This is a genomic window from Thalassovita sp. (assembly GCF_963691685.1).
GTDB lineage: Bacteria > Pseudomonadota > Alphaproteobacteria > Rhodobacterales > Rhodobacteraceae > Thalassobius.
This window is the reverse complement of the sequence record NZ_OY829290.1, coordinates 3412595-3428662: the sequence shown is the minus strand read 5'-3', so window position 1 is coordinate 3428662 and position 16068 is coordinate 3412595. Positions and strand designations below refer to the sequence as shown.

The 16068-nt window shown below is 60.0% G+C and carries 16 protein-coding genes; 9 read left to right on the top strand and 7 right to left on the bottom strand.

Annotation, left to right across the window (positions count from 1 at the left end; genetic code table 11):
• Window positions 1–55: 55 nt before the first annotated feature.
• The 3 genes from choV to choX all read right to left on the bottom strand — a co-directional run bounded on the left by choV (window position 56) and on the right by choX (window position 3034).
• Window positions 56–1075, bottom strand: a complete 1020-nt coding sequence (choV, locus tag ACORLH_RS16415; protein ID WP_321829410.1) for a choline ABC transporter ATP-binding protein — start codon at window positions 1073–1075, stop codon at window positions 56–58.
• A gap of 1 nt (window position 1076) precedes the next feature.
• Window positions 1077–1907, bottom strand: a complete 831-nt coding sequence (gene choW, locus ACORLH_RS16410) for a choline ABC transporter permease subunit (RefSeq protein WP_321829409.1) — start codon at window positions 1905–1907, stop codon at window positions 1077–1079.
• Window positions 1908–2110: 203 nt separating this feature from the next.
• Window positions 2111–3034: a choline ABC transporter substrate-binding protein gene (gene choX, locus ACORLH_RS16405; RefSeq protein ID WP_058244908.1), complete on the bottom strand. Its 924-nt coding sequence runs from the start codon at window positions 3032–3034 to the stop codon at window positions 2111–2113.
• A 97-nt stretch (window positions 3035–3131) separates the two neighbouring features.
• On the opposite strand from choX, the gene betI reads away from it, so the two are divergent.
• From betI to betA, 3 genes are all read left to right on the top strand, one after another.
• Entirely contained in the window at window positions 3132–3716 is a 585-nt protein-coding gene (gene betI, locus ACORLH_RS16400) for a choline-responsive transcriptional repressor BetI (RefSeq protein ID WP_106404226.1), read from the top strand.
• A 133-nt stretch (window positions 3717–3849) separates the two neighbouring features.
• A complete protein-coding gene (gene betB, locus ACORLH_RS16395) occupies window positions 3850–5310 on the top strand; it encodes a betaine-aldehyde dehydrogenase (RefSeq protein WP_321829408.1) in 1461 nt (486 codons plus the stop codon).
• 133 nt (window positions 5311–5443) lie between these two features.
• Window positions 5444–7102, top strand: coding sequence for a choline dehydrogenase (gene betA, locus ACORLH_RS16390; RefSeq protein WP_321829407.1), 1659 nt, complete (start codon window positions 5444–5446; stop codon window positions 7100–7102).
• 67 nt (window positions 7103–7169) lie between these two features.
• Here the strand turns inward: betA and ACORLH_RS16385 are convergent, their stop codons facing one another.
• The gene (locus ACORLH_RS16385) at window positions 7170–7952 is read right to left on the bottom strand and encodes a hypothetical protein (RefSeq protein ID WP_321829406.1); all 783 of its coding nucleotides are present in this window, start codon (window positions 7950–7952) and stop codon (window positions 7170–7172) included.
• A 238-nt stretch (window positions 7953–8190) separates the two neighbouring features.
• On the opposite strand from ACORLH_RS16385, the gene ACORLH_RS16380 reads away from it, so the two are divergent.
• Window positions 8191–8433 carry a YdcH family protein gene (locus ACORLH_RS16380; protein ID WP_058244839.1) on the top strand — a complete coding sequence of 81 codons (243 nt, stop codon included), beginning with the start codon at window positions 8191–8193 and terminating at the stop codon, window positions 8431–8433.
• Window positions 8434–8462: 29 nt separating this feature from the next.
• Here the strand turns inward: ACORLH_RS16380 and ACORLH_RS16375 are convergent, their stop codons facing one another.
• The 3 genes from ACORLH_RS16375 to ACORLH_RS16365 all read right to left on the bottom strand — a co-directional run bounded on the left by ACORLH_RS16375 (window position 8463) and on the right by ACORLH_RS16365 (window position 12224).
• Window positions 8463–9530 carry a hypothetical protein gene (locus ACORLH_RS16375; protein ID WP_321829404.1) on the bottom strand — a complete coding sequence of 356 codons (1068 nt, stop codon included), beginning with the start codon at window positions 9528–9530 and terminating at the stop codon, window positions 8463–8465.
• A 1-nt stretch (window position 9531) separates the two neighbouring features.
• On the bottom strand, window positions 9532–10929 hold the full coding sequence (locus ACORLH_RS16370) for a helix-turn-helix domain-containing protein (protein ID WP_321829403.1): 1398 nt from the start codon (window positions 10927–10929) through the stop codon (window positions 9532–9534).
• Between the two features lie 77 nt (window positions 10930–11006).
• Window positions 11007–12224, bottom strand: coding sequence for a multidrug effflux MFS transporter (locus tag ACORLH_RS16365; protein ID WP_321829402.1), 1218 nt, complete (start codon window positions 12222–12224; stop codon window positions 11007–11009).
• A gap of 205 nt (window positions 12225–12429) precedes the next feature.
• On the opposite strand from ACORLH_RS16365, the gene ACORLH_RS16360 reads away from it, so the two are divergent.
• The 5 genes from ACORLH_RS16360 to ACORLH_RS16340 all read left to right on the top strand — a co-directional run bounded on the left by ACORLH_RS16360 (window position 12430) and on the right by ACORLH_RS16340 (window position 16030).
• The gene (locus tag ACORLH_RS16360) at window positions 12430–13962 is read left to right on the top strand and encodes an acyl-CoA carboxylase subunit beta (protein ID WP_321829400.1); all 1533 of its coding nucleotides are present in this window, start codon (window positions 12430–12432) and stop codon (window positions 13960–13962) included.
• Between the two features lie 132 nt (window positions 13963–14094).
• On the top strand, window positions 14095–14913 hold the full coding sequence (locus ACORLH_RS16355) for a hypothetical protein (RefSeq protein WP_321829399.1): 819 nt from the start codon (window positions 14095–14097) through the stop codon (window positions 14911–14913).
• Window positions 14910–15269, top strand: coding sequence for a hypothetical protein (locus ACORLH_RS16350; protein WP_321829398.1), 360 nt, complete (start codon window positions 14910–14912; stop codon window positions 15267–15269). Before ACORLH_RS16355 ends, ACORLH_RS16350 begins: the two co-directional genes overlap by 4 nt.
• Window positions 15262–15675, top strand: a complete 414-nt coding sequence (locus ACORLH_RS16345; RefSeq protein WP_321829397.1) for a DUF6497 family protein — start codon at window positions 15262–15264, stop codon at window positions 15673–15675. Before ACORLH_RS16350 ends, ACORLH_RS16345 begins: the two co-directional genes overlap by 8 nt.
• Before the next feature lie 214 nt (window positions 15676–15889).
• Entirely contained in the window at window positions 15890–16030 is a 141-nt protein-coding gene (locus tag ACORLH_RS16340; protein ID WP_165590053.1) for a hypothetical protein, read from the top strand.
• The last annotated feature ends 38 nt before the right edge of the window (window positions 16031–16068 follow it).

The window sequence follows — 16068 nt, the reverse complement described above, 5'->3', positions numbered from 1 at the left end:
CAGAGGCCGCGGGCGGGCCTCTGAACCTTGTCTTAGGAATAGCTGCTGTGTTGGCTCAGGTGCCGCGCGGGTCCAGCAGCTTTTCGAGAACAGCCTGGGCGGTGATCTGGCCGATGATCTCGCCATTTTCAACCACGGCTACAGGTCCGTTTTGGGCCTGTGCCATGACATCACGAATGTCGCTTTCGGGCGGCAGGGCCACGCTGTGGGTGCCGCTGGCGGGTTCCATGACGTCACGGGCGCAAAGAACGCCCAGCGGGTTCATATGGGCGACGAAATCGGCGACATATTCGGTTGCCGGATCGGTGAAGATCTGCTGCGGGGTGCCACATTGCACAATGCGGCCGCCCTCCATGATGGCGATGCGGTTGCCGATCTTGAACGCTTCATCAAGGTCGTGACTGACGAAAATGATGGTGCGGTGCAGTTTCTCCTGCAGCTCCAGCAGCTCATCCTGCAACCGGGTGCGGATCAGCGGATCAAGGGCTGAAAACGGCTCATCCATCAGCAGGATCGGCGCGTCGGTGGCAAAGGCGCGGGCCAGGCCCACACGCTGCTGCATCCCGCCCGAAAGGTCAGAGACCTTGCGGTCGCCCCAATCTGACAGGCCAACAAGCGCCAGTTGCTCATCGGTTTTTTCCTGACGTTCCGCCTTGGACATGCCGGCAAGTTCCAGCCCCAGCCAGACGTTTTCACGCACTGTGCGCCAGGGCAGCAGGCCAAACTGCTGGAAAACCATCGCAACATCGTGCTGGCGCACGTTGCGCAGGGTCTTTTCATCCGTTTCGGTGATATTCACCAACCCATGGTCGGTGGCCACCGAAACACTGCCGCGCGCCACCGGGTTTAACCCGTTGACGGCACGCAGCAAGGTCGACTTGCCGGAGCCGGAAAGCCCCATGAGAACAAGGATTTCGCCCTTGTCGACGGTGAGTGAGCAATTGTGCACCCCCAGCACCTGACCGGTGCTGGCCTGAATTTCCGACCGGCTTTGGCCCTGGTCTATCAGCGGCAGGGCCTGTTCGGGATTGTCGCCAAAGACGATGGAGACGTTATCAAAAACAACAGCAGTCATATCAGCGCTCCACCCGCAGCATTCGGTCAAGGGCAATGGCCACGGCCACAATCACCAGCCCGCTTTCAAATCCAAGTGAGGCGTTCACCGTGTTCAGCGCCCGCACCACCGGCACCCCAAGGCCATCCGCGCCGACAAGAGCAGCGATCACCACCATCGAAAGCGACAGCATGATGGTCTGGTTCAGCCCGGTCATGATCTGTGGGAAGGCTGAGGGCAGCTCAATCTTCCACAGGGTTTGAAACTTGGTGGCACCAAAGGCCTGGCCGGCTTCGGTCAGGGCCGTGGGCACCTGCGAAACCCCCAATTGGGTCAGCCGGATCGGGGCCGGCAGTACAAAGATGAAGGTCGCCACAAGGCCGGGCACCATGCCGATGCCAAACAGCACGATCATCGGGATCAGATAGACGAAGGTCGGGATGGTCTGCATCATGTCCAGCACCGGCAGGATGGTTCTGTAAAACCGCGGCCGGTGGGCGGCGTAGATGCCGATCGGCACGCCAACCCCCATGCAGAACAGCACCGCAAAGAAGATCAGTGTCAGGCTTTCGGTGGTTTCTTCCCAATAGCCCTGGTTCAGCACGTAAAGGAAGCACAGGGTGACCAGCACCACGCGCGGCCAGCTGCGCTGCAGGTAGTAGGTCAGGGCGGCAAACAGCGCCACGATCACCAGGGCGGGCGGGGCTTGCAAAAGCCACAAGAACCCGTCGATGCCGTTGCTCAGTATGTCATCAATCGTGTCGAACAGATCGCCGAACGTATCGGTGAGCCAGTCAAACCCTGTTGCGATCCACTTACCAACCGGGATCTTACTTTCTTCAAGCCAGTTCATTTGGCCCCCTAAACGTGATGTGGTCGTGCCCTGTGTGACACCCCGCGTGACACCCCGGTTTCGCACACAGAGTGATGGTGCCAGAATACCGGTGTCAGACTAACTCTGACTGTGTCACAGGAATCGGTCTTGGCTGCGCATGCTTGCGGCAATTGTAAAGACAAACGCGCCAGACGGGATGGTCTGGCGCGTTCGGTATTGGTTTACATGCCCAGCGAGGCCTTTACGGCGGCAACAGCATCGCCACCGTCTTTGGTGGTCACGCCATCCAGCCAGCCCATGAAGGCATCGGGGTTGTCTTTCAGCCAAGCGCCGGCCGCTTTTGCAGGCTCTTCGCCGTCATCCAGGATCGCACCCATGATTTCGTTTTCCATCGCCAGCGAAAACTCAAGGTTTTCCAGCATCTTGCCGACGTTGGCACATTCGCTGATGTAGCCCTGACGCACGTTGGTGTTCACGATGGCACCGCCCAGGTTCGGGCCAAAGAATGCATCGCCACCGGTCAGGTAGGACATTTCAAAGTTGGCGTTCATCGGGTGGGGTTCCCAGCCGAGGAAGACGATCGGGTCTTCTTTGCGCACGGCGCGGGCGACCTGAGCCAGCATGCCCTGTTCGGAGCTTTCAACAACCTCAAAACCCTTCAGGCCAAAGGCGTCGCTGTCGATCATTTCCATGATCAGGCGGTTGCCGTCGTTGCCCGGCTCAATGCCGAAGATCTTGCCGTCCAGCGCGTCGCGCTGGGCGTTGATGTCAGCAAAGTCCTTGATGCCCAGATCGGCGGCGGCTTTGTTCACGGCGAGGGTGTATTTGGCGCCTTCCAGGTTGGCGCGCACAATCTCAACGGTGCCGGCCTCATAATAGGGGGCAATGTCACCGATCATGGTGGGCATCCAGTTGCCAAGGAAGACGTCAACGTCGCCATTGGCCATTGAGGTGTAGGTCACAGGCACCGACAGAACCTTGATGTCGGTTTCATATCCCAGCGCTTCCAGCACAACGGTGGTTGCGGCGGTGGTGGCGGTGATGTCGGTCCAGCCCACATCAGAGAAGGTAACCTTGCCGCAATCGGCCAAGGCAGGTGTGGCAGCCACAAGGGCCAGCGCGGAAAGAGTTGTCTTAAGGGTCATCATGACCTCCCTGGGTGTTGTCGTGTTTTTTCTTGATTGACGAGTCAATAAAAAACAAATTAGCTTAGCCTGGCAAGAATTTTTCTACGAGTATCCGATGCCGAAGCTTGGAATGGAGCCTATACGGCGGGCTGCGCTTGTAAAAGCGACGATTGCCGAGATCGGTGAAACGGGCACATTGGATGTGACCGTGAGCCAGATTGCCAAGAGGGCTGGGATGTCCTCGGCTTTGGCGCATCATTACTTTGGCGGTAAAGAGCAGATCTTCCTTGCAGCGATGCGGCACACGCTGGCGGTCTACGCGGCTGAGGTGCGTGGCGCGATCGGCATGGCGGCGACGCCGCTGGAACGTGTTGAGGCGATTGTGAAATCCAGCTTCAGCCAGACCAATTTCCGCAGCGAAGTGGTGGCGGCCTGGTTGAATTTCTACGTTCTGGCCCAGGTGTCAGATGAGGCGCGGCGGTTGCTGAATGTCTATCAGATGCGGCTGCGTTCAAACCTCAGGTTTGCGCTGCGCCCGCTGGTTGGGCCGGCCGCGCCGGAGGTGGCTGAACGGATCGCGGCGCTGGTCGACGGCGCCTATCTGAAACAGTCACTGGGCCGCGGTGAGATTGCGCAGGGCGCCGCCGTGGAACTGGTGATGCAGAGTTTTGCCCATGAGGTGGCGGCGCATCAGGGGTAACGGGTCAGACCGAACCTCTGACGGCACCCCAGACCGCCCCCAGGGCCGCCCGAATGGGCACCGGACCAAAGATCAAGATGAACAGGCCTGATCCGCGCCATGCGCGGCAGGGATATTTCCGAAAGGGAACGCAATGAGTTACAAATACCAGCCAGAAGGCAGCCATTTCATCAATGGCCGTTACGTTGAAGATACCGCAGGGGCGGTGATTGACGTGATCTACCCTGCCACAGGTGAGGTGATTGCCAAGGTGCATGAAGCCACTGAAGCGGTGATCGAAGAGGCGATCACCAGCGCGCTGGCGGGGCAAAAGGCCTGGGCGGCGATGTCAGGCACTGAACGCGGCCGCATTCTGCGCCGCGCCGCCGACATCATCCGCGAGCGCAATCATGAGCTTTCGGTTCTGGAAACCCATGACACTGGGAAGCCGCTGCAGGAAACGCTGGTGGCAGATGCCACCTCGGGCGCCGATGCGCTGGAATATTTTGGCGGCCTTGCCGGCAGCATGACCGGGGAGCATATTGCGCTGGGCGACGGCAATTTCGCCTATACCATGCGTGAGGCGCTGGGCCTTTGTGTGGGCATTGGCGCCTGGAACTACCCGACGCAGATCGCCTGCTGGAAAGGTGCCCCGGCGCTGGCCTGCGGCAATGCGATGATCTTCAAACCGTCGGAAACCACACCGTTGTCGGCGCTGAAAGTGGCGGAAATCCTGCATGAGGCCGGTTTGCCCGCAGGTCTTTACAACGTTGTGCAGGGCACCGGCAAAGTGGGCGCGCCGCTGGTGACGGATCCGCGGGTGAACAAAGTCTCACTGACCGGATCAGTGCCGACCGGGCGCAAGGTCTATGCGGCGGCGGCCGAGGGCATGAAACATGTCACCATGGAATTGGGTGGCAAATCCCCGCTGGTGATCTTTGATGACGCAGACCTCGACAGCGCGGTCAGCGGTGCGATCAACGCCAACTTCTATTCCACCGGTCAGGTCTGTTCAAACGGCACCCGGGTCTTTGTGCAGAAGGGCATCAAAGAGGCGTTTCTGAACCGTCTGGCCGATCGTCTGCAGGGCGCCAAAATGGGCGATCCCCTGGATGAGAGCGTGAACTTCGGCCCCATGGTTTCAGCCGCACAGCTGGCAATCGTTGAAGGCTATATCGCCAAAGGCAAGGAAGAGGGCGCGCGTCTGGTCGCCGGGGGCAACCGGCTGGATCAGGAGGGTTACTGGATTGAACCAACCGTCTTTGCCGATGTGACCGACGATATGGTTGTGGCGCGCGAAGAGATCTTTGGCCCGGTGATGTGTGTGCTGGATTTTGACGACGAGGATGAGGTTCTGGCGCGCGCCAATGACACCGAATTTGGTCTGGCCGCTGGCGTCTTCACCGCCGATCTGGCGCGTGGTCACCGCATGGTTGCAGGGTTTGAGGCAGGCACCTGCTTCATCAACTCCTACAATGATGCGCCGGTCGAAGTGCCTTTTGGTGGGTCGAAAATGTCCGGGGTTGGCCGTGAAAACGCCAAAACCGCGATCAACCACTACAGCGAGCTGAAGTCGGTCTTTGTACGTCTGGATGCCTGCGAAGCAGCATTCTGAGGTTTGAGCGGGTTGGGGGCAGATCCCCCGGCCCATCGCCCACCCACCCGCCCCGATGCGCCGGGGGATCTTTCAAGATCTGGCGCGTCCTAAAGGGGCAGGGGCGGGCCACATCTGTTTCTGGAGAAGCGAAATGGAAGCGGATTTTGTCATTGTCGGCGCGGGCTCAGCCGGGTGCGCCATGGCTTACCGGCTGAGCGAAGCCGGGGCTTCGGTCATTGTGATCGAACATGGGGGCACCGATGCGGGCCCCTTTATTCAGATGCCTGCGGCGCTGAGTTATCCCATGAACATGAGCCTTTATGACTGGGGCTATATGTCAGAGCCGGAGCCGCATCTGAACAACCGCGAACTGGTCTGTCCACGCGGCAAGGTGATCGGTGGATCCTCCTCCATCAACGGGATGGTCTATGTGCGCGGCCATGCCCATGACTTCGACCATTGGCGGGATCAGGGCGCGGATGGCTGGGGCTATGCGGATGTGCTGCCCTATTACAAACGTATGGAAAGCTGGCACGACGGCGGCCATGGCGGCGATCCCAGCTGGCGCGGCACAGATGGCCCGCTGCATGTTACCCGTGGCCCCCGCAACAATCCGCTGCACGCTGCCTTTGTTGAGGCGGGGCGGCAGGCGGGCTATCCGGTCACCCAGGATTACAACGGTGAGCAGCAAGAGGGCTTCGGCCCGATGGAGCAGACCGTCTACAAAGGGCGCCGCTGGTCGGCGGCCAATGCCTATCTGCGCCCGGCGCTGGAGCGCGAAAACTGTGAGCTGATCCGCGGCCTGGCCTGCAAAGTGGTGATCGAAAACGGTCGTGCCACCGGGGTGGAGATCAAACGCGGCGGCAAGGTTGAGGTGATTTCGGCCCGCCGTGAGGTGATCCTGTCTGCGTCTTCGCTGAATTCGCCCAAGCTGTTGATGCTGTCGGGGATTGGCCCGGCGCAGCATCTGGCAGAACATGGGATTGAGGTGGTCGCGGACCGGCCCGGCGTGGGGCAGAACCTGCAGGACCATCTGGAGGTCTATTTCCAGATGGCGGCAAGCCAACCGATCACGCTTTACAAATATTGGCCGTTGGTGCGCAAAGCGATGGTTGGGGCGCAGTGGCTCTTTACCAAAACTGGTCTGGGCGCATCGAACCAATTTGAAAGTGCCGCTTTCATCCGCTCACGTGAGGGCATTGATTACCCGGATATCCAGTACCACTTCCTGCCATTGGCGGTGCGCTACGATGGTAAGGCCGCGGCCGAAGGGCATGGGTTCCAGGCGCATGTCGGGCCGATGCGGTCGGAAAGCCGGGGCAATGTGACCCTGCGCTCCGCCGATCCGAAGGACGCGCCGGTCATCCGTTTCAACTACATGAGTGAAGAAAGCGATTGGCGCGACTTCCGCCAGTGTCTGCGTCTCACCCGTGAGATCTTTGGTCAGGAGGCGTTCAAACCTTTCGTCAAACATGAGATCCAGCCGGGCAAGGATCTGGTCACAGATGATGAGCTGGACGGGTTTATCCGCGAACACGCCGAAAGCGCCTATCACCCCTGTGGCACCTGCCGGATGGGACGCGCCGATGATCCGATGGCCGTGGTCGACCCAGAGGCCCGGGTGATCGGTGTTGAGGGCCTGCGCGTCGCGGACAGCTCGGTCTTCCCGCGGATCACCAACGGCAACCTCAACGGGCCGTCGATCATGGTGGGGGAGAAAGTTTCGGACGCTGTGCTGGGCCGCGGGCCTTTGCCGTCGGACAACGCCGCGCCCTGGATCAACCCGAATTGGCAGAGTTCACAGCGCTAAGCGCTCAGGCTTTGGGTTTGAAAATTCACGGCGCGCGGGGATCTTCCGCGCGCCGTTTCCATTTGGCTCAGCTGCTTTGGCCAACCTTGCGGAACAGGGCCGGCAGGCCAGAGATATCCAGCCCACGCCGCACCCGGAACGCAGGGTTCTGGCCCCCGTCGCTGTCTTTCCAATAGGGTCGCAGGACATAAACGGCAAAGGCCACTTCGGTGTTGTCACCCTTGATGGCCTGCAATCCGCGCCCCTGCAGCTCGATCTCCACATCCAGGCCTTTCAGGGGCACCCGGAACCCGCCGCCGGCCTTGGCCTTACCATCCACCAGCAGGGTGATCCCGTCGCCATAGGTGACATCGCGGATCAGCACGTAATATTGCTGCGGGTCATTCACCGCCTCGGCAAACCCCCATTCATCCATCAGGGCGCCACCGTCTTTGATGTCCGGGGTCAGGTAGTTTGACAGGCGGGTGTAAACGCGGTTGTAGGCCACCCGGTTGGGATAGGCGATTTCAAAGCTTGATCGCGACCGGATCAGCGCATCTGCGCGCAGTTTGATGGCTGGATTGCCAAACTCACCACCCAGATCAATCCCACCGCTATAGCTGGCCGCATCCGAGGCCTTATCGCGTGGGTGTTCCGGCGCGTCAAAGCCCGGAACGTCGCCAAGGTAGCTGAGGCTGTCCTGCCCCTGATCCCACAGGAACAGGCTGCCGGCCTTATAGTCACCGGAATTGATGAAACCGTAGTTGGTGTGGGAAAAATCCAGATTGATTGGAATGGTTTGTCCGGATTTGAAGCATCCGCTTAGGGCCAGCGCTGCCAGCAGGGGCAGCAGGCGCAATGGCAATCTCATGGTGGTCCCCCGAATTGGATTTTTGAAAAAAAAGCAGAGAGAAACTGAATAAACCACAGGCAGAATGGGCCTGAGTATACAGATTTTATGGTGGAATTCATCCTTTGACTGCACTCGCGATTTTTCGCTCGGATCGGGTGCAGTTTTTCGCAAAGTCACGGCGCCAGTTGATCCGGGTCAAGGTGGCGTGGCCGCGCCTTGGGTAGAGTCGGGGCAAGACAGAACAAGGAGAAACGCAATGTCGCACACCCCCCATGAACTGGCCGAAGAATTCCCTGAATTCGTTGAAAAAATGTCTGCGCTGAAGGTTTCAGATGCCCATTTTGCCAAACTGGCAGAGGCCTATCATGAGCTGAACCGCGCCGTGCACCGGGCGGAAACCAATGTGGAGCCGCTGGAACAGCTGGCAGAGGCCGAGCTGCGCAAAAAACGCTCAGCGCTCAAGGATGAGATCTACGCCTACCTGAAAGATGCGGCCTGATTAGACCACATAGCGCGATCTGAGGGGTGTTAGACCATCACACCCCTCAGGTTGCGCCGTAGCCATGGCGCCATCTGCCCCCAGGCCTGCGCCTCCGCATCATTTGCGTCCTGTGGTGAGGCTTGCTCCGCTCCGCCCGTCAGGCGCGGGACAAACCGGGCAGCGGCGCGCAACAGATCCGCGCTGCTGGCAATCGGATCCGTGGTTTGTGGCACTGGGGTTTCGGGGCAGGCGCTGCCCAAGCGGGCCTCAGCCCAAGCGAGGTCGGCGCCTTCCGCATGCAGCTGGGTTTCGATCAGCTCTGGCGCAAACGCAAAGGTCGGGCCATCGATTTGGCGCAGGGCGCGCAGCAGCGGGCGTTCGATTTTGTTGAAGTTGCTGCCAGCGGGATATTGCGCGTTGCGGCGATAAAGGTAGAGCAGGGCCACGGCTGGCAGGCTGAGGCTGCTGTTCACCGTTGCAGGGCGCTGCCCGGCTGCAGCAATCCCGGTCCAATGGGCGAAATCCTGACAGATGTCGGCCTCCACCAGCCTGTGCCGCTGATACCATTTCAGCTGGGTGTTCCGGCGCCCAAAGATCCTGTCAAAGGCCTCAAACCTCTGCTGATATTGCGGCCAGACCGGTCCGAAGGGCTGGGTAGACATCTTCAGCCGCTGCTGAAACATAGAGCTGGCAAATTTTTGCGGTGCGCGCAGGTAGCCATAGACCTGAACCTCATCAAAATGCGGTGCCAGATCTGCGTAGAGGCCTTCCAGCATTTCCGGCGGCGCGTTTGACAGATACTCAGCGCTCAGCAGGCTCACGGACGCGGATCTATTGCGCAGCATCCGTTTCAGCCGCCGCCGCATTTTGCGCCGGTATCGTAACGCGGCGCGTGGGCTGAGGCCGCGGCGGGTGAACACCGGGTTGCTTTTGGCCTCGGGGTCATACAGCACGGCCAGCGGCGGGCCGGGGGTGCGTTTGTGCAATTCGATGAATTGCAGCCCCTTTGGCGCCGCGCGGGAGTAGGCAACCTGCAGTGCGGTTGAGCCGGTTTTGTGCATGCCGATGTGTAGGATCAGGCGGCGATGGGGGGCGGCGCGGCGTGATCCGAACATTTTATTCCACCTTATAGGGCAGCAATTCACGCCGGTTGGTGTTGATGGTCAGGCGCCGCTCCAGCGGCGGGACAGATCGTTGGTGGCAGGTCTGTCGCTCGCAGATCCGGCAGGAAATGCCAATCGGCTCAAAGGTTTGCGGGTTTGAGAGATCGAGACCGTCCGCATAGACCAGATCCGCGGCATGGCGCACCTCGCAGCCCAGTGAGATGGCGAAGCGGCGCACCGGTGCACCGAAGCTACCGCCCCATTTTGATACATCCCGCGCCAGGCTGATGTAGCGCACGCCGTCCGGGGTTTCGGCCAACTGGCGCAGGAAACGGCCCGGCGTTTCAAAGGCACGATGCACATTCCACAGCGGGCAGGCGCCGCCAAAACGGGCAAATTGCAGCCGGGTGGCCGAATGGCGCTTGGTGATGGTGCCCGCTTGATCCACCCGTACAAAGAAGAAGGGAATGCCTTTGGCGCCGGGGCGCTGCAACGTCGACAGCCGGTGGGCAATCTGCTCGATCGAGGCGCCGAACCGGTGTGACAGCAGCTCCAGATCGTGGCGGGTTGCCTGTGCTTCGGCCAGAAAATCGCCATAGGGCATTAGGGCGGCGCCGGCGAAATAATTGGCCAACCCAATCTTGGCGATCGACCGCGCCTCCTCAGATTGGAAACGCGCCAGATCTAGCGTGGCCTCCAGCAGTTTGTTCTGTTGCAGCAGCGCGATTTGCAGCAGCAGCTGGAAGGTCTGGGTTTCCGGCGCGGTGCGTGAGGACATGGTCAGCGTGCGGGTGTCGGCATCATAGTGGCGCACTGGTGCGCTGTCGTTGAAGTTAACTTTCAGCCCGGCGGATTTCAGCGATTTCAACGCATGGAGCCGAATGCCGCCGGGGCCTGCGGCGCGGGCAAAGTTTTCAGCCGCCCGGTCCACTGCATCGATGTAGTTGTCGCAATAGTGGAAGAAGTCGCGCACCTCTTCCCAGGGGCTTTGCTGGCTGCCGCGATCTTCCCGCCCCAGCGCCTCATCCAATGAGGCGAGGCGTTCATGGGTCTGCCGATAGGCGCGGTGCAGATCCAGAAAGGCGCGCGCCAGCGCCGGCGCGTTGGAGGCGGTCAGCCGCAGATCGGCCAGCGGCGGCATGTTGTCTGCAAACAGCGGGTCCGCCAGCGCCTCGCGCATATCGCTGACCAGCCGCTCACTGTCGCCGGTGCTGAGTTCGGTGACGTCAAAACCAAACTCCTGCGCCAGCGCCAGAACCACCGTGGTAGAGACCGGGCGGTTGTTGTTTTCCATTTGGTTCAGATAGGGCAGGGACACGCCGAGTTTGCTGGCAAACTCCTTCTGCGTCAGGCCCAGCCGCTGCCGTGTTTCGCGCAGTTTCGCCCCGGCGTAGAGTTTTTGCGTGGCCATGCGGCTGCCCTCGAATTTACAGATTTGCTCTTACGTGATCGTAAGTTTGCAAACTCCGGGGCGCAAGGTGCCTTGGCTTAGGCAGATTGCAACTGTTTGTCGCGGCGGATCACATAAAGGATGCAGGCAATCGACAGGACTGAGGACAGGGTCATCAGGCTGATCAGGGGCAATTCATTGCTGCCGGGCTGGACCAGAACCCCGGCAAAGGCCGAAAGTGCCGCGCCGCCACCGATCATCAAGGTGCTGCCCAGACCTGCCGCGGTGCCTGCCAGATGGGGCCGCACGGACAGGAGGCCCGCGGTGGCGTTGGGGATGGTCAGCCCGTTGCCGATGCCCACAATGATCATCGAGCCGAAGAAAATCACCGGGCTGCTGATGCCGATCAGGATCAGCCCATAGGCCAAGAGTAGGCCAGCGGTGGCCAACGTGGTGCCACAGACCACCATACGGGTCACCCCGGCGCGGGCGGAAAACCGGCCCGAGATAAAGTTGCCCAGGAAGTAGCCAATCCCCGGTGTGGCCATCCAAAGGCCCAATTGGGTCAGCGGGATGCCAAAATATTCAGTGCCCAGATAGGGCGCGCCGCCAAGGTAGGCAAAGAAGGCGCCGGACCCCAGCGCGGTGGCCATCGCATAGCCCCAGAACCGGTGTGAGGTCAGAATTTCCGGGTATTCACGGATCTGCTGGCGCATCGGCGTGCCGGTGTGGCGCGCGGTTTCGCCCTGATCGAAATAGATCAGGGCAAAGATCAAAACGCTGGCCACAAACAGCAGCTGGAAGGAGGACTTCCAGCCCAAAAGACTGTCAAGCAACCCGCCAAGCGCGGGCGCAATCATCGGCACCAGCGCCATGCCCATGGTGACATAGCCCATGACCGAGGCGGCCTTATCCTGCGGATAAAGATCGCGCACCACCGCCCGGCTCAGCACAATGGCGACCGCAATCACCGCCTGCATCATGCGAAACAGCATGAAGACCTCAGCCGTCGGGGCCATCAGGCAGCCAAGCGTTGCGACGCTGAACAAGGCTGTGCCCCAGAGCAGCACAGGCCGGCGGCCAAATCGATCCGAGAGCGGGCCGACAAACAGCTGCATCACCGCATTGACCCCCAGGTAAAGGGCGACCGAAAGCTGCATGAACGCGTAATCCGCCTGATAGTATTCCGCCATGTTCGGCAGCGAGGGCAGGAAGATGTTCATCGCCATAGCAGACATGCTGGCAAGAATGATCAGCGTCGCCATGGTGGGCGGTGTGCTGCGGTCTAGGAATCGGATCTCAATGCGGTCGTTCATTTGTTAACCATATTCGCTGTGGCTGACCCGGCGCAATAGGCGAGGATTGGGTGAGGGTATTCTACCTCAGGCTAAAAGCGAAGTTATTTGCAAATTTGCATTTAGCATTCACTGTTCTGCCAAGTGTTTGCAAATTTGCCGGATTCCTCTTTGAGTCGCGCCTCAGCCCCCCTATACCCTTGAGCAAACCATGAAGAGGTCCGTCATGAAAGATATTCTCCAGCAATTGGAAGACCGCCGCGCCGCAGCCCGTCTGGGCGGTGGCCAGCGCCGCATCGACAGCCAGCATAAAAAGGGCAAGTTGACCGCACGCGAACGTATTGAGCTGCTTCTGGACGAAGACAGCTTTGAAGAGTTCGACATGTTCAAAACCCATCGCTGCACCGAATTCGGCATGGAAAAGGACAAGCCCGCAGGCGACGGTGTGATCACCGGCTGGGGCACGATCAACGGCCGTATGGTCTATGTCTTCTCCCAGGACTTCACCGTTTTCGGCGGATCGCTGTCGGAAACCCACGCCCAGAAAATCTGCAAGATCCAGGAAATGGCGATGCAGAACGGCGCGCCGATCATTGGCCTGAACGACTCGGGCGGGGCGCGTATTCAGGAAGGCGTCGACTCGCTGGCGGGATACGCCGAAGTGTTCCAGCGCAACATCATGGCCTCGGGCGTGGTGCCGCAGATTTCGGTGATCATGGGCCCATGTGCCGGTGGCGCGGTCTATTCGCCCGCGATGACCGACTTTATCTTCATGGTCAAAGACACCTCCTACATGTTTGTGACCGGCCCGGACGTGGTGAAAACCGTGACCAATGAGGTTGTGACCGCCGAAGAGCTGGGCGGTGCCTCCACCCACACCAAGAAGTCCTCGGTCGCTGATGGCGCCTTTGAAAATGACGTTGAAGCGATGGCCGAGGTGCGCCGCCTGGTTGACTTCCTGCCGCTCAACAACCGTGAAAAGCCGCCCGTGCGCCCCTTCTTTGATGAGCCGGGCCGTATCGAAGCCTCGCTCGACACGCTGGTGCCGGAAAACCCCAACACGCCTTATGACATGAAAGAGCTCATTCATAAGATCGGGGATGAGGGCGACTTCTACGAAATTCAGGAAGACTACGCCAAAAACATCATCACCGGCTTCATCCGTCTGGAAGGCCAGACCGTGGGTGTTGTGGCCAACCAGCCGATGGTTCTGGCGGGCTGTCTGGACATTGATGCCAGCCGCAAGGCGGCGCGTTTCGTGCGTTTCTGCGACTGTTTCGAAATTCCGATCCTGACACTGGTGGACGTGCCGGGCTTCCTGCCGGGGACCAGCCAGGAATATGGCGGCGTGATCAAACACGGCGCGAAACTGCTGTTTGCCTATGGCGAAGCCACGGTGCCGAAAGTGACTGTGATCACCCGTAAGGCCTATGGTGGCGCTTATGACGTGATGGCGTCGAAACACCTGCGCGGTGATTTCAACTACGCCTGGCCAACCGCGGAAATCGCTGTGATGGGTGCCAAAGGCGCGACCGAGATCATCCATCGCGCCGATCTGGGCGATGCCGAAAAGATCGCAGCCCACACCAAAGACTACGAAGACCGTTTCGCCAACCCCTTCGTGGCAGCCGAACGGGGCTTCATTGATGAGGTGATCCAGCCGAAATCGACCCGTCGCCGTGTCTCCCGCGCGTTTGCCAGCCTGCGCAACAAGCAGCTGAAGAACCCGTGGAAAAAGCACGACAACATTCCGCTGTAAGCCCTGCGGAAAAACCAATGGGCGGACCATTTGGTCCGTCCCGTCCATCCTGACGCCCGGAGCAAGACCTAAGTGTTCTTCACCCCACCAGATCTGAACAGCGACGCGATGCGTGCGCGGCATCGTGAAAAGATGCTGCGCAATGGCGTGTTCGTGGCGGTGCTGGCGGTGTGTTGCATGCTGTTCCTGATGGTGATGTGGCCCGCCGAGGGCCTGAGCGAGCCATCGAAACTGGACAATAGCCCCAAACTCTCTGCCGTTGGTGGAACCTGGAAGGTCAAAGATCTGCAGTGGACGCAGGTCGGCGATCAATGGCGCGTGCAGGCCTTTTTTGTACCCTACCGGGGGCCCATGCAGAGGGTCACAGAGACAGAGCTGCTCAAGAGCATGTGCGGTGCGGTTTTGACCGGTTTGCCGGGCAAACCTGATAGCGTGACCGGGCGTGACGCAGTTTACCGGTTGGATCTCAACGCGCAGACGGTTGGCGGCGATGTCGATTGGGCGCATGCCATCTTTGACTCATACGCCTCTGTGGTGGTGCAGGACGGTGCCTGTCAGCTGAGCGAGACATCAAACCGTGACTTTTACTCGCCACACTATCCGGGGGCGCTGGAAGGATGGGTCGTCAGAAAGGCCTATCTGAAGCCGCAAGGTGAGGGCAGCCAGCTGCAGTTGACCTTCCTCTTCACCGGTGAGGGCTCACCTGACCAAGAAGGCTTTCCATATTTTCAGGCCTGTCAGCTTGCCATGTCCGATGAGCGCATCTGGGAGGTCATTGAAAAGATTGGCGCGCAAGACGACGCATTGGCGGCTCTGCCGATTGTTGAGGTGCAGGTTGCTGCAAGAAAGCAGAAGGGCAGCAGCATCTTCAGTGTCGCATGGGGCAAGAGCGCCACGTTCCTTTTCTCCAATGCGCGTTGCGTTGCCGCTGCTGAGGAGCAAACCCTATGACCCGCCGCAATTGGCATATCCTGACCGAAGGTGACGCGCTGGTTTTAGCGCGGCGCGTACCTGTGCGTATGGATTTTGCGGCGACGGCTGATTTTCCTGCTTGCAACCGCTTGCTGCTTGCACAACAAATTCGTCAGGACATTTGGCGCAGGCTGCAGCGGCTCAAGGGATATGCACCGGTGGTGCGGATCCATCGCGATGGCAACCGGTTGCAGGTCACCGCTGGCGGACAGGTTGATGGGGCGATCCCGTCGGATCTGTCGGATCAGGTGGCTGAGATTTTGAACACCCCAGCGCTGCGTCAGCGTTGGATCGCCCATGCGGCCCGCACCCGAGAGGGGCAGCGCCATGTTTAGGGGGATCAGACATACCGCCGCGCTTGGGGGCATCCTTTGTTGGATCGGCGCGGCCACGGCGGCAGGGCAAGAGGAGGCTCTCGCCGCTGTGCCCTCCGGGCTGACCCTTGCCTTGATGGACAAACGGATCGAAGCACAGCCCGACGGATCGGATTGGGCACGCTTCCGCTTTGTAGCACCAGCCCTGGCCGAGGGTGTTGGGTACGACGTGGTTGAGGGTGATTTTGCCCACCTCTGCCATGAGGTTGCCCTGCCGGATTTGCAGGATCGCGGCCGCGCTGTGGCGCAGGTGGTGATCTCCCTGTCTTCAAAAGAACTAGGTTTCGGCGAAATTCAGCCTGAAATCATTCAGTTTTTCGAGGCGTTTCGCATCGAAAACGACCGCTGCATCTGGGAGGCATTCTGATGTTCCCACTATATGTTGCGAAACCGGTGGTGACTCCTGCACAGGTTGCGGCTTTGACGTCACAGATCGCCGCGCTGCGGGTGGCTGCGTATGCTTGCACCCGGGCTTCCTGTATGATCGGATCAGGCGGCGATTGCGTCGCTCGCACCTCACAAAGGGGGCAGGTTGGGGCAAAAGCCCTTTATTGGTTGTTCCATTCGAACAGGAGAATCACATGTCGAACTGTTTCAAAACCGTTCTGGCGCTGGGTCTGGTTGCTGCTCTGGCAGCCTGCGCACAGCAAGAAGAAGAATACGTTGTGGTCGAGCCCGAGCCGATCTCGGTTGAGCCCGTCTACACCGGCAAATACAAGTAATGTAGGCTATCGCCTTCTTACACAGGAACAGGCCGCGG